At 61.9% G+C, this 21,100-nt stretch carries 19 protein-coding genes; 10 read left to right on the top strand and 9 right to left on the bottom strand.

Annotated features, from left to right (window positions below; translation table 11 throughout):
- Window positions 1-256 precede the first annotated feature (256 nt).
- The 3 genes from treS to FS767_RS09730 all read left to right on the top strand — a co-directional run bounded on the left by treS (window position 257) and on the right by FS767_RS09730 (window position 3,740).
- The gene (gene treS, locus FS767_RS09740) at window positions 257-2,323 is read left to right on the top strand and encodes a maltose alpha-D-glucosyltransferase (RefSeq protein WP_144965036.1); all 2,067 of its coding nucleotides are present in this window, start codon (window positions 257-259) and stop codon (window positions 2,321-2,323) included.
- Window positions 2,324-2,399: 76 nt separating this feature from the next.
- Window positions 2,400-3,023: a riboflavin synthase subunit alpha gene (locus FS767_RS09735; protein ID WP_144965034.1), complete on the top strand. Its 624-nt coding sequence runs from the start codon at window positions 2,400-2,402 to the stop codon at window positions 3,021-3,023.
- 15 nt (window positions 3,024-3,038) lie between these two features.
- Window positions 3,039-3,740, top strand: a complete 702-nt coding sequence (locus FS767_RS09730; RefSeq protein WP_144965032.1) for a YoaK family protein — start codon at window positions 3,039-3,041, stop codon at window positions 3,738-3,740.
- Here the strand turns inward: FS767_RS09730 and proP are convergent, their stop codons facing one another.
- The 3 genes from proP to FS767_RS09715 form a co-directional block, all read right to left on the bottom strand.
- A complete protein-coding gene (proP, locus tag FS767_RS09725; RefSeq protein ID WP_058605451.1) occupies window positions 3,741-5,243 on the bottom strand; it encodes a glycine betaine/L-proline transporter ProP in 1,503 nt (500 codons plus the stop codon). It abuts the gene before it with no gap.
- A 160-nt stretch (window positions 5,244-5,403) separates the two neighbouring features.
- Window positions 5,404-6,378 (bottom strand): porphobilinogen synthase, encoded by a 975-nt coding sequence (hemB, locus tag FS767_RS09720; protein WP_027916474.1) that lies wholly within the window; start codon window positions 6,376-6,378, stop codon window positions 5,404-5,406.
- Between the two features lie 168 nt (window positions 6,379-6,546).
- Window positions 6,547-7,440 carry a PA4780 family RIO1-like protein kinase gene (locus tag FS767_RS09715; protein WP_144965030.1) on the bottom strand — a complete coding sequence of 298 codons (894 nt, stop codon included), beginning with the start codon at window positions 7,438-7,440 and terminating at the stop codon, window positions 6,547-6,549.
- Between the two features lie 192 nt (window positions 7,441-7,632).
- Between FS767_RS09715 and FS767_RS09710 the strand changes: the two genes are divergently transcribed.
- Window positions 7,633-8,313 carry a response regulator transcription factor gene (locus tag FS767_RS09710; RefSeq protein WP_058605448.1) on the top strand — a complete coding sequence of 227 codons (681 nt, stop codon included), beginning with the start codon at window positions 7,633-7,635 and terminating at the stop codon, window positions 8,311-8,313.
- The gene (locus FS767_RS09705) at window positions 8,291-9,682 is read left to right on the top strand and encodes a HAMP domain-containing sensor histidine kinase (RefSeq protein WP_144965028.1); all 1,392 of its coding nucleotides are present in this window, start codon (window positions 8,291-8,293) and stop codon (window positions 9,680-9,682) included. Before FS767_RS09710 ends, FS767_RS09705 begins: the two co-directional genes overlap by 23 nt.
- A gap of 149 nt (window positions 9,683-9,831) precedes the next feature.
- Here FS767_RS09705 and FS767_RS09700 read toward each other — a convergent pair whose 3' ends face one another.
- Complete coding sequence (locus tag FS767_RS09700; RefSeq protein ID WP_256674250.1) at window positions 9,832-10,011, bottom strand: hypothetical protein; 180 nt, start codon at window positions 10,009-10,011, stop codon at window positions 9,832-9,834.
- Window positions 10,012-10,683: 672 nt separating this feature from the next.
- Between FS767_RS09700 and FS767_RS09695 the strand changes: the two genes are divergently transcribed.
- Window positions 10,684-11,754 carry an enoyl-CoA hydratase/isomerase family protein gene (locus FS767_RS09695; RefSeq protein ID WP_144965026.1) on the top strand — a complete coding sequence of 357 codons (1,071 nt, stop codon included), beginning with the start codon at window positions 10,684-10,686 and terminating at the stop codon, window positions 11,752-11,754.
- A gap of 15 nt (window positions 11,755-11,769) precedes the next feature.
- Complete coding sequence (locus FS767_RS09690; protein ID WP_058638287.1) at window positions 11,770-12,921, top strand: acyl-CoA dehydrogenase family protein; 1,152 nt, start codon at window positions 11,770-11,772, stop codon at window positions 12,919-12,921.
- Window positions 12,922-12,977: 56 nt separating this feature from the next.
- On the opposite strand, the gene FS767_RS09685 is transcribed toward FS767_RS09690, so the two are convergent.
- Complete coding sequence (locus FS767_RS09685) at window positions 12,978-13,910, bottom strand: LysR family transcriptional regulator (RefSeq protein WP_144965024.1); 933 nt, start codon at window positions 13,908-13,910, stop codon at window positions 12,978-12,980.
- 5 nt (window positions 13,911-13,915) lie between these two features.
- Complete coding sequence (locus FS767_RS09680; RefSeq protein ID WP_144965022.1) at window positions 13,916-14,629, bottom strand: class I SAM-dependent methyltransferase; 714 nt, start codon at window positions 14,627-14,629, stop codon at window positions 13,916-13,918.
- A 126-nt stretch (window positions 14,630-14,755) separates the two neighbouring features.
- Between FS767_RS09680 and FS767_RS09675 the strand changes: the two genes are divergently transcribed.
- Together FS767_RS09675 and FS767_RS09670 are read left to right on the top strand one after the other, a co-directional pair.
- A complete protein-coding gene (locus tag FS767_RS09675) occupies window positions 14,756-15,136 on the top strand; it encodes a RidA family protein (RefSeq protein ID WP_058638290.1) in 381 nt (126 codons plus the stop codon).
- Window positions 15,137-15,359: 223 nt separating this feature from the next.
- Window positions 15,360-17,360 carry a U32 family peptidase gene (locus tag FS767_RS09670; RefSeq protein ID WP_144965020.1) on the top strand — a complete coding sequence of 667 codons (2,001 nt, stop codon included), beginning with the start codon at window positions 15,360-15,362 and terminating at the stop codon, window positions 17,358-17,360.
- Window positions 17,361-17,385: 25 nt separating this feature from the next.
- On the opposite strand, the gene FS767_RS09665 is transcribed toward FS767_RS09670, so the two are convergent.
- Window positions 17,386-18,714 carry a sigma-54 dependent transcriptional regulator gene (locus FS767_RS09665; protein ID WP_144965018.1) on the bottom strand — a complete coding sequence of 443 codons (1,329 nt, stop codon included), beginning with the start codon at window positions 18,712-18,714 and terminating at the stop codon, window positions 17,386-17,388.
- Window positions 18,715-19,054: 340 nt separating this feature from the next.
- Here FS767_RS09665 and FS767_RS09660 point away from each other — a divergent pair, with 340 nt between their 5' ends.
- The gene (locus tag FS767_RS09660) at window positions 19,055-19,321 is read left to right on the top strand and encodes a hypothetical protein (protein ID WP_058638293.1); all 267 of its coding nucleotides are present in this window, start codon (window positions 19,055-19,057) and stop codon (window positions 19,319-19,321) included.
- A 102-nt stretch (window positions 19,322-19,423) separates the two neighbouring features.
- Here the strand turns inward: FS767_RS09660 and FS767_RS09655 are convergent, their stop codons facing one another.
- Both FS767_RS09655 and FS767_RS09650 read right to left on the bottom strand, forming a co-directional pair.
- Window positions 19,424-19,969, bottom strand: coding sequence for a VWA domain-containing protein (locus tag FS767_RS09655; RefSeq protein ID WP_371921581.1), 546 nt, complete (start codon window positions 19,967-19,969; stop codon window positions 19,424-19,426).
- 119 nt (window positions 19,970-20,088) lie between these two features.
- Window positions 20,089-21,099: an ATP-binding protein gene (locus FS767_RS09650; RefSeq protein ID WP_144965017.1), complete on the bottom strand. Its 1,011-nt coding sequence runs from the start codon at window positions 21,097-21,099 to the stop codon at window positions 20,089-20,091.
- Window position 21,100 lies beyond the last annotated feature (1 nt).

The following is a 21,100-nucleotide window of genomic DNA, read 5'->3' as shown; positions in this document are numbered from 1 at the left end:
CCCTGATGAGAAATCAGGACGAATATGTCACCAGAAAGGGGAAACTGGCTTGCTGAGAACCATAGAATCTCCCACACTGTCCTGTGAGCCCTTAACTCAAGCGTCACGCAGTCAGGGTGGGAGCGGCCTTGTGCCGCGATGGGCCGTGAAGCGGCCCCAACGATCTTAAGTGAACAGCACTACGTGTTGAGCCGAACGTTCCGCGTGCCCTGCCGTCATAACCTGAGCCGGTGCCGACACGCAAAGAGGACGCGAGATGACCCAACCCGACCCGTCATACGTCAAGTGGCTTGAAGAACGCTCCATGCTAAAGGCATCCCAGGAGCGCGCCTGCCTGTACTCCGGGCAAGCGCGACTGTGGCAACAGCCCTACGCCCTGGCCCAGCCGCGCCGTGCGACAGAAATCGCTTCGGTCTGGCTGACGGTCTACCCCGATGCGATCATCGCGCCCGACGGTTGCTCGGTGCTGGGCGCTTTGGCCCATGAAGCGCTATGGAAGCGCCTGTCAGAAATTGGTATTCAAGGTGTCCACACCGGGCCAATCAAGCGTTCCGGCGGTATCAGCGGGCGCGAGCTTACGCCGAGCGTGGACGGCAACTTCGACCGGATCAGCTTCGACATCGACCCGCTCTACGGTACCGAGCAGGAACTGGTGCAGATGAGCCGCATGGCCGCCGCCCACAATGCCGTCACCATCGATGACCTGATCCCGTCGCACACCGGCAAAGGCGCCGACTTCCGTCTGGCCGAGCTGGGGCTGGCGCCCTACCCAGGCCTCTACCACATGGTCGAGATCCGTGAAGAGGACTGGGGGCTGCTTCCTGACGTGCCCGAGGGCCGCGATTCGGTCAACCTGCTCCCCGCTCAGTGCGACGAGCTCAAGGCACGCCACTACATCGTCGGTCAGCTGCAACGGGTGATCTTCTTCGAGCCGGGCGTCAAGGAGACCGACTGGAGTGCCACGGCGCCGATCACGGGCGTGGATGGCAAGACCCGCCGCTGGGTTTACCTGCATTATTTCAAGGACGGTCAACCCTCCCTGAACTGGCTCGACCCGACCTTTACGGCGCAGCAGATGATCATAGGCGATGCCCTGCATGCCCTGGACTGCCTGGGCGCACGTGGTTTGCGCCTGGATGCCAATGGTTTCCTGGGTGTCGAAACCCGCGCCAGCGCCACCGCCTGGTCGGAAAGCCACCCCTTGTCGCTGGTCGGTAACCAGTTGATCGGTGGCATGATCCGCAAGGCAGGGGGGTTCAGCTTCCAGGAGCTGAACCTCACCCTCGATGACATCGCCCAGATGTCCAGCGGCGGGGCCGACCTGTCCTACGACTTCATTACCCGACCGGCCTATCAGCACGCGCTGCTGACCGGCGATACCGAATTCCTGCGCTTGATGTTCAAGGAAATGCACGCCTTCGGCATCGACCCAGCCTCGCTGATTCATGCGTTGCAAAACCATGATGAGTTGACGGTCGAGCTGGTGCATTTCTGGACACTGCATGCGCATGACATGTACCTGTACAAGGGCCAGACCTTGCCAGGCAGTATTTTGCGCGAGCATATCCGGGAGGAGATCTACGAGCGCCTGTCCGGTGAGCATGCACCTTACAACCTGCGGTTTGTCACCAATGGCATCTCTTGCACCACGGCCAGCTTGATCACCGCTGCCTTGGGTATCCGAGAGCTTGATGACATCACCCCCGAGCAGGTCGAATCGATCCAGAAGCTGCATCTGCTGCTGGTGATGTACAACGCCATGCAGCCTGGTGTGGTGGCCATATCCGGTTGGGACCTGGTGGGTGCCCTGCCCTTGTCTGGCGAAGCGGTGGCTGAGCGGATGACCGACGGCGACACACGTTGGATCCACCGCGGCGGTTATGATCTGGCAGGTCTGGACCCAGAGGCCCAGGCCTCAGTACGCGGTATGCCGCGTGCCCGTGCCTTGTACGGCAGCCTTGATGAACAACTCGAGCGCAGTGACTCGTTCGCCAGCAAGGTCAAAAAGCTGCTCGCGGTTCGCCAGGCATATGGCATCGCCACTAGCCGACAACTGCTGGTGCCCGACGTGACCTCGCCTGGCCTGCTGGTGATGGTGCATGAACTGCCTGCAGGGCGCGGTATCCAGATAACCGCACTGAACTTCAGCCAGGACGAAATCAGTGAGGAGCTGCACCTGACCGGTTTCACGCCAGGCCCTGTGGTGGACATGATCAACGAAACGGTCGAGGGCGATTTGACCGAGGACGGACGCTTGATGGTTAATCTGGACCCCTATGAGGCGTTGTGCCTGCGCATCGTCAACAGCAGTGGTCACGTCTGAGGTGCGGTGACTTGCATTTGCGGACGCCTGGGCATAGTTTGCGCAAGTCAACTTACCCGTGCCCAGGAGCAACGCAATGTACACCGGCATCGTCCAGGCCGTCCGCCCTCTGCTTGATGTAGCCCGCCACCCTGGCCACAACCAGTTCACCATCGACCTCACCCCGGCATTGCTCGACGATCTGAAGATCGGTGCCAGTGTCAGCGTTGAAGGGACCTGCCTGTCGGTCACCGAGATCGAAGGCACACACGTTCGCTTCGACGCCATGACGGCAACGCTGGAGCGCACTAACCTGCGTTGCTTGCAGGCCGGCCAAGGAGTGAACATCGAGCGTTCGGCGAAAATGAATGCGGAGGTGGGCGGCCACCTCATGGCTGGCCACATCGCCACCACTGCAGACATCGTAGACATCTCCATCGCTGCCACCGGTGCATACATCAAGTTCCGCATGCCGCCTGAATGGGCCAAGTACGTCTTTTCCCGCGGCTTCATTGGCGTCAATGGCTGCAGCCTCACCGTCGCCGACATCGAGGACAACGTGGTCACTGTCAACCTCATTCCAGAAACCCTGCGCCAGACCACGTTTACCCGTTATCAGGCAGGCGACTTGCTCAATATCGAAGTCGACCACCACACCATGGTGCTGGTCGACGTCGTGGAGCGCACCATTCGCAATACCCTGGCCCGCGAGCAACGGTAGACCCGAGGACTGCACATGCTCCCTGCCGCCGCAGCCACACCTACTTCCAAGCGCCATCGTGTGCACCGGTTACGAGGCCGCGTAGGGCTGGGTCTGGTGGCCGGCCTGTCGGTACTGGCAGGAATGACCGATGCCATCGGTTTGTTGGCCTTGGGCGATTTCGTCTCGTTCATGAGCGGCAACACCACGCGTCTTGCCGTCGCCATCAACGAAGTCGATGGCCCGATGATCCAGCGCCTGGCAGGCGCGCTGCTGGGCTTCGTGGCTGGCAATACCTTGGGTGTGGTGCTGGCGCACAAGTGCCGGCGCCGTGCCTGGCCCGTACTGCTGGTGGTAGCGGTGCTGCTTGGGTTTGCGGGGATGATGCCAGCGCCGGATACCTCAATACCCTTGTTGGCCGCCACAGTGGCGATGGGGATGATCAATGCCGTGGTTGAGCAGGTCAACGGTCTGCCGATTGGCCTGACCTATGTCACCGGAGCCCTTTCGCGATTTGGTCGTGGCCTGGGCCACTGGATGCTGGGCGCTCGCCGCCATGGCTGGCGGGTGCAACTGGTGCCCTGGCTGGGCATGCTGCTGGGAGCAGCATGTGGCGCTTGGTTGCAGAAACACCTAGGGCTGCAGGCTATGGTCGGCAGTTGCGTGCTGACGTGCCTACTGACCCTGGTGTCGCTGTTCATCCCTCGTGCCTGGCAGCGAGGCTACATGCCCCGCTGATCAATCGATACGTGGATGCTGCTGCACCAGCAGCTTGCGCTTGGCTTCCAGTTCAGCGATCTGGGTATCGATGTCTTCGATCTTCTGCTCGATATTGTCGTGGTGCTCCTGAAGCAGCTCGCGAGCCTCGTCGATGTCAGACGCTGCTGGCGCCGCCCCACGCAACGGCTTGTTGGCCGTTTCTTTCATGGTCACCCCAGTGATGAAACCAATCACGGCAATCACCATCAGGTAGTAGGCGGGCATGTACAGGTTGCCGGAGCTTTCCACCAGCCAGGCGGCCAGGGTCGGGGTAAGGCCTGCAATCAGCACCGAAATGTTGAAGGCACTGGCCAAGGCGCTGTAGCGGATATGCGTCGGGAACATCGCTGGCAGGGTCGAGGCCATCACGCCAATGAAGAAGTTCAGCAGCACGGCCATCAGCAGCAGGCCGGCGAAGATGAAGCCCAGCACACCGCTGTTGATCAGCATGAAAGCAGGAATTGCCGCCGCAAAAAGGCCGACGCTGCCCAGGATGATGAAGGGGCGACGGCCGAACTTGTCGCTCAGAAGACCGATTATCGGCTGCACGAACAGCATGCCCACCATGATCGCGATGATGATCAGTACACCATGATCTTCGCTGTAATGCAGGTTATGGGACAGGTAGCTGGGCATGTAGGTGAGCAGCATGTAGTACGTGACGTTGGTCGCGATCACCACGCCGATGCAGGTGATCAGGCTACGCCAGTGCTTGGTCGCCACTTCCTTGAACGACACCTTCGGCCCGGAAGCCAGGCCTTCACGGTCACCTTGCTCCAGTTTGTCGACATGCTGCTGGAAGGCTGGGGTCTCCTCCAGCGCGTGACGCAAGTACAGGCCAATCATACCCAGCGGCAAAGCCAGGAAGAACGGCAGGCGCCAGCCCCATTCGAGGAATTTCTCTTCACCCATCACGGTGGAGATCATCACTACCACGCCGGCGCCCAGGACGAAGCCGGCGATGGAGCCAAAGTCCAACCAGCTGCCCAGGAAGCCACGCTTGCGATCAGGTGCATACTCGGCCACGAAGATCGACGCGCCGGTGTACTCACCGCCTACCGAGAAGCCCTGGGCCATCTTGGCCAGCAACAGCAGGATCGGTGCCCATATGCCGATACTGTCATAGGACGGTATCAGGCCAATGGCGAACGTGCTCAAGGACATGATGACGATGGTGGCGGCGAGAATCTTCTGTCGCCCGAAGCGGTCGCCGAGCGCGCCGAAGAACAACCCACCCAGTGGTCGGATCAGGAACGGCACGGAGAAGGTGGCCAGCGCGGCAATCATTTGAACGCTGGGGTCGGCATTGGGGAAGAACACTTTGCCCAGGGCATAGGCGACGAAGCCATAGACGCCGAAGTCGAACCACTCCATCGCGTTGCCCAGCGCAGCGGCGGTAATGGCCTTGCGCATCTTGGCGTCGTCGACGATGGTGATGTCCTTCAGGCCAATCGGCTGAACCCTTTTCTTGCGAGATTTCATTTATTTATCCCTGACGGTGACTGCTCTAAGGGATCAGATACAAAGGGACACTAAATAATTCAGCGCTTAGCGTTTTTTTGTGAAAGCAGGCACAAGGTGGGATGCGAGCCTTGAGGTGCTGGGTCGCCGGGGCGGCTGCGCAGCCCCAGCGACCGCGTTTTCAAATGCCTTCCAGCGCCAGGTCCATGGCGAAATAGGTCAGGATCAAGTCGGCGCCCGCACGCTTGATCGCCCCAATGCTCTCGCGCATGACGCGGCCCTCATCGATGGCGCCAGCAAGTCCACCGAACTTGATCATGGCGTACTCACCGCTGACCTGGTAGGCCGCCAATGGCAGGCGCGAGGCGTTACGAATGTCGGCAATCACGTCCAGATAGGCACCGGCCGGCTTGACCATGAGCACGTCGGCGCCTTCCTGCTCGTCGAGCAGTGATTCGCGCACCGCCTCGCGGCGGTTCATGGGGTTCATCTGGTAGCTCTTGCGGTCGCCCTTGAGCGCCGTACCGCCCGCTTCGCGGAAAGGCCCATACAACGAAGAGGCGAACTTGGTGGAATAGGCCATGATCGCCGTGTCATGGAAGCCCGCGCCGTCCAACGCGCTGCGTATCGCCTGAACCTGCCCGTCCATGGCCGCCGAAGGCGCGATGAAATCCGCACCTGCCGCTGCGGCGATCACGGCCTGCTTGCCGAGGTTGGCCAAGGTGGCGTCGTTGTCCACGCCGTGGTCATGCAGCACGCCGCAGTGGCCGTGGCTGGTGTATTCGCAGAAGCAGGTGTCGGACATCACGACCATTTCCGGCACTGCATCCTTGCAAATCCGCGACATGCGCGCGACCAGGCCGTTTTCATTCCAGGTATCGCTGCCCACGGCGTCCAGGTGGTGGGAGACCCCAAAGGTCATCACCGAACGGATGCCGGCACGGGCGTACCGCTCGATTTCCTGCGCCAACAGCTTCTCGGGAATGCGATTGACGCCAGGCATGCTCTTGATCGGCACGAAGTCATCGATACCCTCCTCCACGAAGATCGGCAGGATCAGATCATCGAGGCGGAACTCGGTCTCCTGAAAGACGCTGCGCAGCGCTTGGCTCTTGCGCAGACGGCGGGGACGGACGGACGGAAAAAGAGTGGACATGACAGCTCCAGAAAGATGAACGGCGTATACCTTAAGCCCGAGCCGCGACACTGGAAAGGCCAAATGACGAGATATTGTCTTGCGTCAAAGGCAATGACCGTCGCGCAGGCCGAAACCTGGCCGGCGCGGCCTGATGTATGGGGTGGGCGCACCGGTAGGTTGGATGTGTCAGCGCAGCCAGGGCGGGGTCGGTTCTTCAGCCTGCGGTTGCCCGTGCTCGGCCTCGGCTCGCGCTTCGCGGCGACGGGCATCGTCCAGCCGGGCGGCGTCGATCTCGCGGATGACGCCGGCCACGTCCGCTGCCTGCTCATCTTCAGCGAACAACCCCGTGAGTGGGCTATCGGGGCGCAATTCGCCGGCTTCGTAGAGGGCCCACATTTCCTGCGCGTACCGGGTGGCTTTCAGCTCAGGGGCAAAGCGTCCAAAATAATGCGCCATGTTCGACACATCGCGCTGCAGCATGCTGAACGCATGGTTGTTGGCCGCAGCGTCCACTGCCTGGGGCAAGTCGATGATTACCGGCCCGTCCGGCCCCAGGAGTACGTTGAACTCCGAGAGGTCGCCATGGACGAGCCCTGAGCAGAGCATCAGTACGATCTGGCTGATCACGAACCCGTGATAATCCCGCGCCTGGTCCGCCTCGAGGTGAACATCGTTCAGCCGGGGCGCAGCATTGCCATCGGCATCGGTTACCAGCTCCATCAGCAGCACGCCATCCTGGAAGTCGTAGGGCTTGGGTACCCTGACGCCTGCCCCAGCCAGCCGGAACAAGGCGGCCACCTCGGCGTTCTGCCAGGCATCCTCGGCTTCCTTGCGCCCGTACTTACTGCCCTTGGCCATGGCCCGGGCCTGACGGCTGTTACGCACCTTGCGCCCTTCCTGATACTCGGCCGCCTGACGGAAACTGCGCTTGTTGGCTTCCTTGTACACTTTGGCGCAGCGCACCTGGTTGCCACAGCGCACCACGTACACGGCGGCCTCCTTGCCACTCATCAACGGCCTCAGTACCTCGTCGACCAGGCCATCCTCGATCAGGGGTTCGATTCTCTTGGGTGTCTTCATCAGGCTGTGTTCGGGTCCTGGCTGTGATGCGGCCTATCCTCTCACAGCCGAGTCGCACTTGCTTGCCCATGTGCTGCCCATGCCGATAAACAAGCAAGGTCATGCAACAGGCGCCAGATGAATTATTCTTAAATCGCCTGCTGGCCGATCTTTGGCACAATCAGGCTTTCATCTGGATGTTCGGGATCCCGCATGCCTCGCGTACTCACCATCGAAGACGACGCCGTCACCGGCCAGGAAATCGTCGCTGAACTCAACAGCCATGGCTTGGACGTTGACTGGGCCGACAATGGTCGCGAGGGCCTGGCCAAGGCTATCGCCGGCGGCTATGACCTGATCACCCTTGATCGCATGCTGCCGGAGGTGGACGGGCTGACCATCGTCACCACCCTGCGCAACCTCAAGATCGCCACGCCGATCCTGATGATCAGCGCGCTGTCAGACGTGGATGAACGGGTCCGAGGCCTGCGTGCAGGCGGCGACGACTACCTGACCAAACCGTTCGCCTCGGACGAGATGGCAGCGCGCGTCGAAGTCTTGCTACGCCGTAACAGTGTGCCCATGACGCAGACTCGCCTGCAGGTGGCCGACCTGGAGCTGGACCTCATCACCCATGAAGCCCGACGCGGCGAGCACACGCTCAATTTGCTGCCTACCGAGTACAAACTGCTGGAATACCTGATGCGGCACAGCGGTCAGGTGATTACCCGGATGATGATCTTCGAGGAAGTCTGGGGGTATCACTTCGATCCAGGCACCAACCTCATTGACGTGCACATCGGCCGCCTGCGCAAGAAGATCGACCTGCCTGGCCAGTCGCCGTTGATCCGTACCGTACGGGGCTCCGGTTATGCCATTGCTGAACCCGTCTAAGGGCTGGAGTTCTTCCACAAGCCGGCTGCTGGCGCTCTACAGCTTCCTGTTCGTGGCCTGGAGCAGCATCCTCATGGGGGTGCTGTACTTCGAGGTTTCCAGCTACCTGAACAAACTCACCCGTCATTCGATGCTGCAGCGCCAACACCTGTTCGCGCACATGAGCGGCAAGCAACTGGACGACGCCCTGATCGCGAGCCAAGCCTTCGAAGAACGCAGCTTCGATGCCTATGGCCTGTTCGACGCGCAACTCAACCCGCTGGGCGGCAGCGTACGTGCCCTTCCCCCTGGGCTGGCGCTGGACGGCAAGATCCACGAGCTCAAGCGCTGCCTGAATGCAGACGACCCGAACATGCCGCGCCATAGCTGCGATGCGGTGGCGATCAAGGTGCAGGATGGCCGCTGGTTGGTGTTGTTCCGGGACAACGGCTCGTTGTTCGTTGTCACACGTATCATCCTCGACGCCTTGCTATGGGGCATTTCGCTGACGCTGATCCCGGGTTTTGCAGGTTGGTACCTGCTCAGGCGCCGGCCACTCAAGCGCATCCGCGCGGTACAGGCTCAGGCCGAGCTGATCGTGGCGGGCGACCTTACCCATCGCTTGCCGCTGTCGGCACGGCGCGATGAGTTAGACATGCTGGCAGACATCGTCAACGCCATGCTCGACCGCATCGAGCGCCTGATGCATGAGGTAAAAGGTGTGTGCGACAACATCGCCCACGACCTGCGCACGCCGCTCACGCGGCTGCGCGCCCAGCTGTACCGCATACGCCAGCAAAGCGATGCCGATACCGCCCAGGCCGAGGCACTGGATCAAGCCATTGGTGAAACCGATACGCTGATGGCACGCTTTCGCGGGCTGTTGCGGATCAGCGAACTGGAAGATCGCCAGCGCCGCGCAGGGTTCACGCAGTTGGCCCCCCATGACCTGTTGGTGGAATTGCACGATTTCTACCTGCCCCTGGCAGAGGACGGTGGCATCCAGTTGACCTTGCACCAACCAAGGCAACTGGCGGCGCTGCATGGCGACCGCGAATTGTTGTTCGAGGCACTGGCCAACCTGGTGGGCAACGCCATCAAATTTACGCCCGAAGGTGGACAGGTGCAGATCACAGCTTCCCAAGATGACACTGGCGTGCACCTGGCTGTGGAGGACACAGGACCTGGCATTGCGGAACAGGAGCGTACGGCGGTGCTCAAGCGGTTCTACCGCAGTGACGAGGGGCATCGGCATGCGGGTTTCGGCTTGGGTTTGTCCATCGTGGCGGCGATCGTGGACTTGCATGGGTTTGGGTTGGAGATTGGTGAAAGTCGGTTAGGCGGGGCGAAGTTGGTGTTGCATTGTCCTCTTGCGGGTTTGGTCAAGTAAGCCCATGCAAGGCTGGCAACCGCTCCGGTGGCACCAGGCCGCTCCTTATATCGACCATGACCGCTTTCACCCTGGGAGTTTGCTAACAACCAAGGGCGGAGCGAGGCAATTGACTCCGCCACTCGCTAGAGGCACCCCGCCGTCGTCAACTAGCGGTCAGGTACCCGCCGCTGAGCCTCCAACCCATTCAACAAAGCCTCTATCACGGCGGTGGCCGATTCCAGCCCATGGTCATTACCCAGCAACAGGTCGAAGCAGGTCCCCCTGGCCAACTCCATGGCCTTCAGATTGGCGGCATAGGCGCCACGCAACAGCGTGGACAGGTGCACGAGCGCGTCCTCAAGATCGACGCCCGGACGTACCGAAAGGCGGATGGCTACTTTCACAGGTAGAGAATGAGGTGGGCGCGGTTGTGAGACTGGCAGGAGGATCAGGTAACCCTTTTGTCATGGTGTTCTCCTTGATTCATCAGGAGCCGCCACGCAACGTGACCAAACGAATGGGTGGCGACTGTACGCGGGTTGGTCAACCGGGAATCAAGGAAACCGGCGCGCACGGAGGCGCCCCACGCACAGCCGCCATGACACGAGACAGCCGCGCACAAAAAAACGCCGACTGATTCGCTGAGCGGCGCTGATGCGCCTTGATGATTGCGGGTGACCAAACCCGGCTGCTGGATTGACAGCAGCCCGCGAAGACTAACCCTCTCCCACGGTGCTTTCAAGCCAAAAGCCCCCGCATGTAACACTTGTAATAGCCATAGCGTGGCGCCGATTAAGCATCCTTGGCACCTGATTCGCAGCTACAGTGAACGGCTATGAACCCTCAAGGCTGGTTCCAACCGACGCGGACTCACAGCACCACGGGCACCGGCGCAAAAATGCACGATGCCCCTGCACAATTGTCGATTGTACAAGGCAAATTCGCATGCCAGGATCCAGCGATCCTCCAGCGAACTCCAGATTTCACATGGAAAATCAATAACAAGCAGGGAGACCGCAATGACAGCGCTTATTCAGACGCCGGTTACCGAACACATCCTGAGCGAGGTTCGCAACCAGATCGGCCACCTGCGTCTCAACCGCCCCGCCGGGTTGAACGCCCTGACTTTGGACATGGTGCGCAGCTTGCGCAAGCACCTGGACGCCTGGTCCAACGACCCGAACGTACGCGCCATCGTCCTGCGCGGCGAAGGCCCGAAGGGCTTCTGCGCCGGTGGCGACATCCGCTCGCTGCATGACAGCTACAAAGCCGGCGACGACCTGCACGAGGCTTTCTTCGCCGAAGAATATGCCCTGGACTTGCTGATACACCGCTACCGCAAGCCCATTTTGGTGCTCATGGACGGTTTCACCCTCGGCGGTGGCATGGGCCTGGCACAGGGCTGCGACCTGCGCGTGGTCACCGAGCGCAGCCGCCTGGGCATGCCAGAGGTAGGCATCGGCTATTTCCCCGATGTAGGGGGCAGCTACTTCCTGTCACGCCTGCCGGGCGAGCTGGGGACCTACCTCGGCGTAACCGGTACACAAGTCCAGGCGGCCGATGCCCTGTATTGCGGCCTGGCCAACTGGTATGTGACGAGTGACAAGATCGATGCCCTTGATCGGGAGCTGGACCAGTTATCCCTGAGTGACAATCCGCTCAAGGACTTGCAGAACCTGTTGGCGTGCCTGGGCACCCAGACGCTGGAAGGCCCGCCACTGGCCACGCTCCGTCCGGCGATCGATCATTTCTTCGCCTTGCCCGATATCTCAGCCATCGTCGAGCAGTTGCGCGCCGTCAGCATCGGCGATAGCCATGCCTGGGCCGTGGCCACTGCTGATCTGTTGGAAACCCGATCCCCCCTGGCCATGGCCGTGACCTTACAGATGTTGCGCCGCGGTCGACAGTTAAGCCTGGAAGACTGCTTCGCGATGGAGTTGCACCTGGATCGCCAGTGGTTCCAGCACGGCGACATCATCGAGGGCGTGCGCGCCTTGATCATCGACAAGGACAAGCAACCGCGGTGGAATCCCCCTACCTTGCAGGGCCTGGAGCGCCAGCGCATCGACCAATTCTTCGAAGGCCTATGAGCCTGGGAGCAGCAGATGCAAGACGTGGAACTGAGCGAAGAGCAGATCATGATCCGCGACATGGCCCGCGACTTCGCCCGCGGCGAGATCGCGCCCCACGCCCAGGCGTGGGAAAAGGCTGGCTGGATCGATGACGCCGTCGTGCGCAGCATGGGTGAACTTGGCTTGCTGGGCATGGTGGTCCCTGAGGACTTCGGCGGCAGCTATACCGACTACGTAGCCTATGCACTGGCGGTTGAAGAGATTTCAGTCGGGTGTGGCTCCACCGGGGCCTTGATGAGCATCCACAACTCGGTAGGGTGCGGCCCGTTGCTGGCCTACGGTACCCCTGAACAGCAGCAGCACTGGTTGCCGCGGCTGGCCAGTGGCGAGGTCATTGGCTGCTTCTGCCTGACCGAGCCCCAGGCGGGATCCGAAGCCCATAACCTGCGCACGCGCGCCGAACTGGTCGACGGGCAATGGGTGATCAACGGCAGCAAGCAGTTCGTCAGCAATGCCCGTCGCGCCGGGCTGGCCGTCGTGTTCGCCGTGACCGATCCGGAGCTTGGCAAGAAAGGGCTGTCGGCGTTTCTCGTACCTACCGACAACCCCGGCTTCAAGGTCGATCGCACCGAACACAAAATGGGTATTCGCGCCTCCGATACCTGCGCGGTGACGCTCGAGCAATGCCGCATTCCGGCTGCCAACCTGCTGGGCGAGCGCGGTAAAGGCCTGGCGATCGCCCTGTCCAATCTCGAAGGCGGGCGAATCGGCATTGCGGCCCAGGCACTGGGCATCGCCAGAGCTGCCTTCGAAGCGGCGCTGGGCTACGCCCGGGAACGTATTCAGTTCGGCAAGCCAATCCACGAACATCAGAGCATCGCCAACCTGCTGGCCGACATGCAGGTGCAGATCAATGCGGCGCGCTTGCTGATCCTGCACGCCGCGCGCCTGCGCAGTGCCGGCAGACCATGCCTGTCCGAAGCGTCACAGGCCAAGCTGTTTGCCTCGGAAATGGCCGAGCGGGTGTGCTCGATGGCCATACAGGTCCATGGTGGCTACGGCTACCTTGAGGATTATCCGGTCGAGCGGCATTACCGCGATGCGCGCATCACCCAGATCTATGAAGGGTCGAGCGAAATCCAGCGGATGTTGATCGCACGTGAGCTTAAACACTACGCGCTGTAAGGCCCGGCCTTCCTGGCCAGGCTTGGACGGGCGGCGGGGCTTGTGCCCCGCTGCCGTCAGCGGCAATAACGGGGGTCTTCGACCACCCGGGCGTGGGCGGCGAAAATCGGCGGCAGCCGCTCTTTGAGGTAGTCGATCCAGGTTCGGACCTTGGCGTCCAGGTAATGCCGCGAGGGGTAAATCGCGTACAAGGCATTTTCCCGCAGCCGGTAGTCCGCCAGCACCCGGTACAGGCGCCCTTGCTCCATGGCCAGGCTAGCGGTGTAGAACGGCAACAGGCCGATACCCATGCCCAGCTCGCTGGCGACCAGCATGGCGTCCGCCACGTTCGTCATGAAGCTGTCCTGGGGTGCGATGACGCAATCGCCACCTGCCTGCGGGAACACCCAGTCACCCTCATACAGCGGGTAGGCCATGCGCAGGCAGCGATGCTGGTGCAGGTCGTCGGGGCGTGCCGGCACGCCTTTTTCATGCAGATAACCGGGCGCGGCACAGGCAATGCTGAAAATCGCGCCCAAGGGGACGGCAATCAGCTGTGAGTCCGGCAATGCCTGGTCGACGGTGATGACCACATCATGCCCTTCAGCAAGGGGGTCGGGGTTGCGCTGGGACAGCGTCAGCTCGATGACCACTTCGGGACAAAGCGCGTTGTAGCCTGCCACCAATGGCATCAACAGCAACCCAAGCCCATGGGGACAATGCACGCGCAGCCGGCCACGGGGCGTGAGGTGAGCACCACGTGCCTCTCCCACTGCCTCGTCGGTCAGTAGCAGTATCTGCCGTGCGCGCTCAAGAAAACGTTCCCCCGCCTCGCTCATGCGCAAGCGTCGGGTGGTGCGGTGCAGCAATCGGGTTTGCAGCTGATTCTCCAGCTCCGCCACGATGCGCGAGACCTGCGCGGCGGAGATGTCCAGCGCGTTGGCCGCCGCGGCGAAGCTGCCGCACTCCACCACCCGGACGAAGGTACGCATGGCCTGCAACATGTCCATGAAAGCTAGTCCTCGAGGCGGGGGCGTTCGGCCAGCAGACGGGTGATCCAGTCCACCTGTTGTTCGAAGTTAGCGACCTTGGCCGGCGGCACTGCGACGCGGGCCTGGGCGAAATTGGCAAGGGTCTGCTTTTTCTGCCCGAGCATGCGCTGCCACTTCACGTGAAATGCCTGGCCATGGTCCCGCATCAACAAGGGGCCGAAATACAACTGCTGAGGACTGTAGGCCGCATGACCGGGTTCTGCCACGATGATTTCGTAGTCAAAGCGGTGCTCACGCAGTACCTCTTCAGCGACGATACGGTAGCCGTTGCTCATCAGCCACTGTCGCACCTGCGGCTCGGCGCCATTGGGTTGCAGTACCAGGCGCTCGACCCCCGCCAGGCGCGCCCTGCCCGCTTCGAGAATCTCGCACAGGGTTTCGCCGCCCATGCCGCACAGGCTCGCGGCCGTGATGCGGTCCTCAGGGACGATGGCCGCCAGACCATCGGCCAGGCGCACGGCGATACGCGACTCAAGCCCCTGCTTGCGCACGTTACGCTGAGCGGCCGCAAAAGGGGTGCTGGCCACCTCCCCGGCCACTGCGTAATCGATGCGCTCGCGGAGCATCAACGCTACGGGCAAGTAGCCATGATCAGAACCAATATCAGCCAGACGCGCGCCCTGGGGCACATGGGTGGCCACACGCTCCAGGCGCATGGACAAGGTGTGTTCGTTCACGGTAAGCCTCTCTGCAATGGCGGCGATTCTGACCGTGAATGCCGCGCTTTGCAAAAAACCGGCCTCTCGACCGGCGCAGGCCGCTCGCGTAGGCTTGGGGCTTTTCTACCGCGCAAGGCAGACCTCATGGCACATGCTGATATCGTCTACACCCCAGACAGCGACCCAGAATCCATTTCCTCCGATGTCGCCGAATACAACGGGATGCTGGTAACCACTCAGGTCCCGGTGCACCCTGACGGTAGCCTGGCGTTGGGCGATATCGTCGAGCAAAGCGAATGCACGCTGCAGGCCTTGAAGGATGCTTTGGAGAAAGCAGGCAGCGGTATGGACCGGGTGCTGCACCTGACCATCTACCTGACCGACATGGCCGACCGCGCCGCCTTCAACCAGGTGTACCAGCGTTTCTTCGCCAAACCCTGGCCAGTGCGCGCCGCCGTAGGCGTGGCGGCGCTCGCGTTCGAGGGCATGCGCGTGGAAGTGACGGCGATGGCGGCCAAAGGCTGACTGAACAGGACCGGAGGCCGTTGCGGGCCTTGACTGGCATGATCCAGACCTGCGCCCGCTGTTTTCAAGGCCAGAACCTTGGGCGTGCGGCCTGGGCGTGGTACCGGCTGCGATAGGCTGCGCAGCCACCCCGGCCATCCGGCCAGCGCAGCCTGAGGGTGTCGCCCAGCACAATCGTCGGTACAATGCCCGGCTATACCGTGACAGCCGAAACCATAACGACATGTCCCTTCCCAAGCATCACCTGGAACTGCTCAGCCCTGCCCGCGACGTGGCCATTGCCCGCGAGGCTATCCTGCATGGGGCCGATGCCATCTATATCGGCGGCCCTAGCTTTGGCGCACGCCACAATGCCTGCAACGAGGTGGTCGATATCGCCGCGCTGGTCGAGTTTGCCCATCGCTACCATGCGCGCGTGTTCACCACCATCAATACCATCTTGCACGACAACGAGTTGGAGCCGGCGCGCGCGCTGATTCACCAGCTGTACGACGCTGGCGTCGATGCGCTGATCGTGCAGGACCTGGGGGTGATGGAGCTCGACATTCCGCCCATCGAGCTGCATGCCAGTACCCAGACCGACATTCGTACCCTGGAACGGGCCAAGTTTCTCGACCAGGCTGGCTTTTCCCAGCTGGTACTTGCACGCGAGCTGAACCTGCAGCAAATCCGGGCCATCGCAGCCGAAACCGACGCCGCCATCGAGTTCTTCATCCATGGCGCGTTGTGCGTGGCGTTCTCCGGGCAATGCAACATCTCCCACGCCCAGACCGGTCGCAGCGCCAACCGGGGTGACTGCTCCCAGGCGTGCCGTCTGCCCTACACGCTCAAGGACGACCAAGGCCGGGTGGTGGCGTTCGAAAAGCATCTGCTGTCGATGAAGGACAATAACCAGACCGCCAACCTGCGCGACCTGGTCGATGCCGGAGTGCGCTCGTTCAAGATCGAAGGGCGCTACAAGGACATGGGCTACGTGAAGAACATCACGGCCCATTACCGCAAGGAGCTCGACGCCATCCTGGAAGACCGTCCTGCCTTGGCCCGTGCCTCCAGCGGTCGTACCGCACACTTCTTCGTACCGGACCCGGACAAGACGTTCCACCGCGGCAGCACCGATTACTTCGTGACCGACCGCAAGGTCGATATCGGTGCTTTCGACTCCCCTACCTTCACCGGCCTGCCAGTGGGTGTGGTGGAGAAAGTAGGCAAGCGCGACCTGCAGGTCGTTACCGACGTGCCGTTGACCAACGGGGATGGCCTCAATGTGCTGGTCAAGCGTGAAGTGGTAGGTTTCAGGGCCAACATTGCCGAGGCACGCGGGGAATTCGAAGAAGACGGCCAAAAGCGCTTCCGCTACCGGGTGGAACCGAACGAGATGCCTGCCGGGCTGCACAAGCTAAGGCCAAACCATCCGCTTTCGCGCAACCTGGACCACAATTGGCAGCAGGCCCTGCAACGTACGTCGGCCGAACGCCGCATCGGTGTACGCTGGCAGGCGATGCTGCGCCAGGAGCGCTTGACCCTGAACGTGACCAGCGAGGAAGGCGTGCAGGTGCAGGTCGCCCTGGATGGCCCATTCGGCCCGGCGAACAAGCCCGAGCAGGCGTTGGACCAACTGCACGACCTGCTTGGCCAGCTCGGCACTACGCTCTACCACGCCAACAACATCGAACTGGATGCCCCGCAGGCGTTCTTCATTCCCAATTCGCAGCTCAAGGCCCTGCGCCGGCAGGCCATCGAGACGCTGACCGCGCAACGCATACAGGCGCACCCCCATGGCCGGCGCAAGCCGGAAACCTCGCCACCGCCGGTTTATCCCGAATCGCACCTGTCGTTCCTGGCCAACGTCTACAATCAGAAAGCCCGGGATTTCTACCACCGTCATGGTGTGCAGTTGATCGACGCGGCTTATGAAGCCCACGAGGAACACGGTGAAGTGCCGGTGATGATCACCAAGCACTGCCTGCGCTTCTCCTTCAACCTGTGCCCCAAGCAGGCCAAAGGGGTGACCGGGGTGCGTACCAAGGTGGCGCCGATGCAGCTGGTCCAAGGGGATGAAGTACTGACCCTGAAGTTCGACTGCAAACCCTGCGAGATGCACGTGATCGGCAAGATGAAGAACCACATCATCGACCTGCCCACCCCTGGCAGCGCCGTGGCCCAGGTCGTAGGCCACATCAGCCCGGAAGACCTGCTCAAGACCATCGTCCGCGCGCCTCACTGAGGCGCGTCGCGCGACACCTGCGGTTTCAGCGTATCTGGTGCTTGTGCAACAAACGGTAGAAGGTCGGCCGCGAGATGCCCAGCACCTTGGCTGCAACGCTGAGGTTGTCGCTGTGACGGTCCAGCACATCGCACAACGCCTGGCGCTCGGCCTTGTGCTTGTACTCTTCCAGCGTGCCCAGCGGCGGCTGTTGCGCAAACGGCTGCAAACCCAGGTCCTTGGCCTCGATCTGGCGCCCTTCGGCAAGCACCAGCCCACGCCGCACCCGATTGGCCAGCTCACGCACGTTACCCGGCCAATCGTGCTGGCCCATGGCCGTTAGCGCGTGCTCACTGAAAGAGCGTGGCCGCCTGCCGGTTTCCAGGCTGTAGAAATGGGCAAAATGATTGGCCAGCATCGACAGATCGCCATGGCGGTCACGTAACGGGGCGGTTACCACCTGCAGGACGTTCAGGCGGTAGTACAGGTCTTCCCGGAAACGGCCCTGCTCGATGGCCTTTTCCAAATCGACGTGGGTGGCGGCCAACACCCGTACATCCACCGGTACGGGCTGGCTGCCCCCCACTCGCTCGATGTGTTTTTCCTGGAGAAAGCGCAGCAGGTTGGCCTGCAGTTCCAGTGGCAGGTCGCCGATTTCATCGAGAAACAGCGTGCCGCCGTTAGCGGCTTCGATGCGACCGATCTTGCGTTGGTGGGCACCTGTGAACGCGCCCTTTTCGTGCCCGAACAGTTCGGACTGGATCAAATGCTCGGGAATGGCCCCGCAGTTGATCGCCACGAAAGGCTGCCCGCTGCGCTGGGACTGGCGGTGCAGCGTACGCGCCACCAGTTCCTTCCCCGTGCCGCTTTCACCGCGTATCAGCACAGGCGACTCGGTCGGTGCCAGCTTACCCAGCAACTTGCGCAACTCTCGAATCGGCCGGCTCTCACCTAGCAGTTCGTCCTGGGTGTCGAATGCCTTGACCGTGCCCTTGCCACGCAGCCGCGCCATGCCAAAAGCCCGGCCCAGCGTGACCTGCACCCGCGATTCGTCGAACGGTAATGTATGGAAATCAAAGAACCATTCACAAACGAAATCGCCGAAGGCCGGGGAGCGCAGTTGTTCGGCACTCAGCACCGCGATCCACTCGGTGTTGCTGCGCTTGATCATGTCCTTGACCACGTCAGAGTGCTTGAGGTGCGCTTCATCCAGGCGCAGTACACCTACATCGCAACGATGCTCCAGCGCCTGCGCCTGCGCCAAGGCGCAGCTGGCGACATCCCACCCGGCCTGAACCAAGCCTGGCGTCAGGCGGTGGCAATCGTCACAAGGATCGACGATGAGCAGGCGGCGTTGCACTGCGGTTTGTTGCATGACCGATCCTTGGCGCCAGGTATTGGTTTCTTGAGATAAAACAGTAAGTTGTGGCGCCCGAATAACAGTAGCAATTAAGTTGACGGTGCCTATGACCGTCTGTCTGCCAATGCTGCTTTTCCTAATTTCGCCGGGGAATTTTCGATGATTAACGTCCTCACATGGGGCGCGTTGAAACAAAAATGAATAATCGTTGATTATTTTGCTGCACCCATGTGACTCAATGCCGACTGTCGAGCATCAGTACACATAACCCCGCGCTGCATTTCGCGATCCATGAGGCGACCTTGAAGCAACGCGGACGTCACTTGAATGTTTGGGACCACAGAGAGACCGAACCATGAATGCCCCGCTCCGTGTCAACGAAGCACTGCTGATCGCCGACCACGCCTTCGAACCCTTCCACTGCGTGGCCTGGGACGCCCCCAACGGCACTGGCGACCTGAGCCTGGCGGTCATCGACCGTACCAGCACCCGCATCGGCAGCAAACAGGTAAACTCGCAAACTTATTCCGACAAAGCTCAGTGGCTTAACCTGATCGAAGAAGTACGCGCAGAACTTTGTGAAAAAGGCTACCACCTGCAGCCGTGGTCGATGCCCAAGTAAATGAACAGCGTTGGCATGTGCGTGCTCTGCCACGCACATGTACTTGCGGCCCTGCGTATTTCATTCTGCTAACGTGCGACTTGTTGCCGCACCCCGCCGTTATTACTTCATCGCTTCGAAACTAAGCAGGTGTTGATAGTCTGCTGCCAGTTGCTGCGCCAGCCGGCGAGCACGGCCCAGCCGGACGGGGGCCAGCTCCATGTCCACCAGCAAGGTGGGGCACGGCAAGGGCTCGACAGGGTCCCATTGCTGCAGACGCCCGTCAGTGAACACCAGGCAGCGTACTTCCTCGTTCGGATAGGCCTTGCGCCGATTGCCCAACCACTGCCTGGCTTGCTCCAGCGCCGGCAGCAACGGGGTGCCCCCTCCTGCCCCCAGCGCCTGCAACCAAGGTTGCAGCGCGGCCGAAGCCTTGAGCCCATGGCGCTGCCATTGCGGTGCACTGCCACTTGCCGTCAACAAAGCCAGCCGTGCGCGCTGGCGGTAGGCATGGTCGAATAGTGTCGCCAACAACCCTTTGGTGTGCGCGAGCGCCTGATGGCGACGCGTCGAAGCGGAGGCATCGACGATGATCAGCCATAACTGAGCCGGTGCGCCTCTGCGGGTGTGCCAGCACAAGTCGTCGCGGTGCCGGGGCCGGCCCTTCAACAGGCTCGGCAGCCAGGCGACCTGGCCAGCACTGGCAGCCTGGGCCCGACCGCGGCTTGCACCTGCGCGCGCACCCTTGCCTGCTTGCGCACCCGTCGTCTTGGCCGGCTGACGGATGCTCAGGGCTTTTTTGCCCAGCTCGGCACCTCACGCCTTGGCCCGCTTGCCACAGGCTGTGGGGCCAAAGCCCCCCAATCCCCCTGCCCGCCTTTCTCGGCCGAGCTGCTGCCGGTCTGTGCCTGGGGCTGTTCGGGGGCTGCGGGCGGTGTAGCCTGGGCAGGCGACTGCCTGCGATGGCGCAAGGCGAAATCTTCCACCGCGTCGATGTCAGCCGCCTCGATGGCCGCCGCCCCGCGCCATGCGCAGTGAGCGCGGGCGGCGCGCAACCACACCAGGTCTGCCCGCAGCCCATCCACTCCGGCGGCGTAACAGCGCTCGGTGATACTGGCCAAGGTCCGGTCATCCAGCGCGATGTCGTCCAGCGCCTGGCGCGCTGCATGACAGCGCTTGCGCAAGCCCTCCTGGGCCGATGCCCACTCGGCGCGGAACGCCAGGGGGTCATGGTCGAAGGCCAGCCGGCGCCGGATGATCTGTTGCCGTGCATCAGGCGCGGGTAGACCGTCGAGCGCCACATTCAGACCGAAGCGGTCGAGCAGTTGGGGACGCAACTCGCCCTCTTCGGGGTTCATGGTGCCGATCAAGACGAAGCGGGCATCGTGACGATGGGAGATGCCGTCGCGTTCGATACGGTTGGTGCCACTGGCGGCGACATCGAGCAGCAGGTCAACCAAAGTGTCCGGCAGCAGGTTGACCTCATCCACATAAAGCACACCACCATTGGCCTGGGCCAGCACACCGGGGGAGAACTGCGCCTTGCCTTGCCCGAGTGCCGCATCCAGGTCGAGTGTGCCCACCAAGCGCTCTTCACTGGCGCCCAGCGGCAAGGTCACGAAAGGCACATCGCCCAGCAGGTCAGCCAAGCCGCGGGCCAGGGTGCTCTTGGCCATGCCACGCGGGCCTTCGATCAGCACCCCGCCGATCCTGGGGTCGATGGCCGTCAGGCACAGCGCCAACTTCAAGTCGTCGGCCCCCACCACGGCGGCCAGGGGAAATTGTGCAGCGTCGTTCATT

Origin of the sequence: Pseudomonas sp. DE0010 (assembly GCF_007680745.1) — a bacterium.
GTDB classification, from domain to species: domain Bacteria; phylum Pseudomonadota; class Gammaproteobacteria; order Pseudomonadales; family Pseudomonadaceae; genus Aquipseudomonas; species Aquipseudomonas parafulva_B.
Note: the sequence above shows the minus strand (reverse complement) of the source record. Positions and strands in the feature narration are given on the sequence as shown.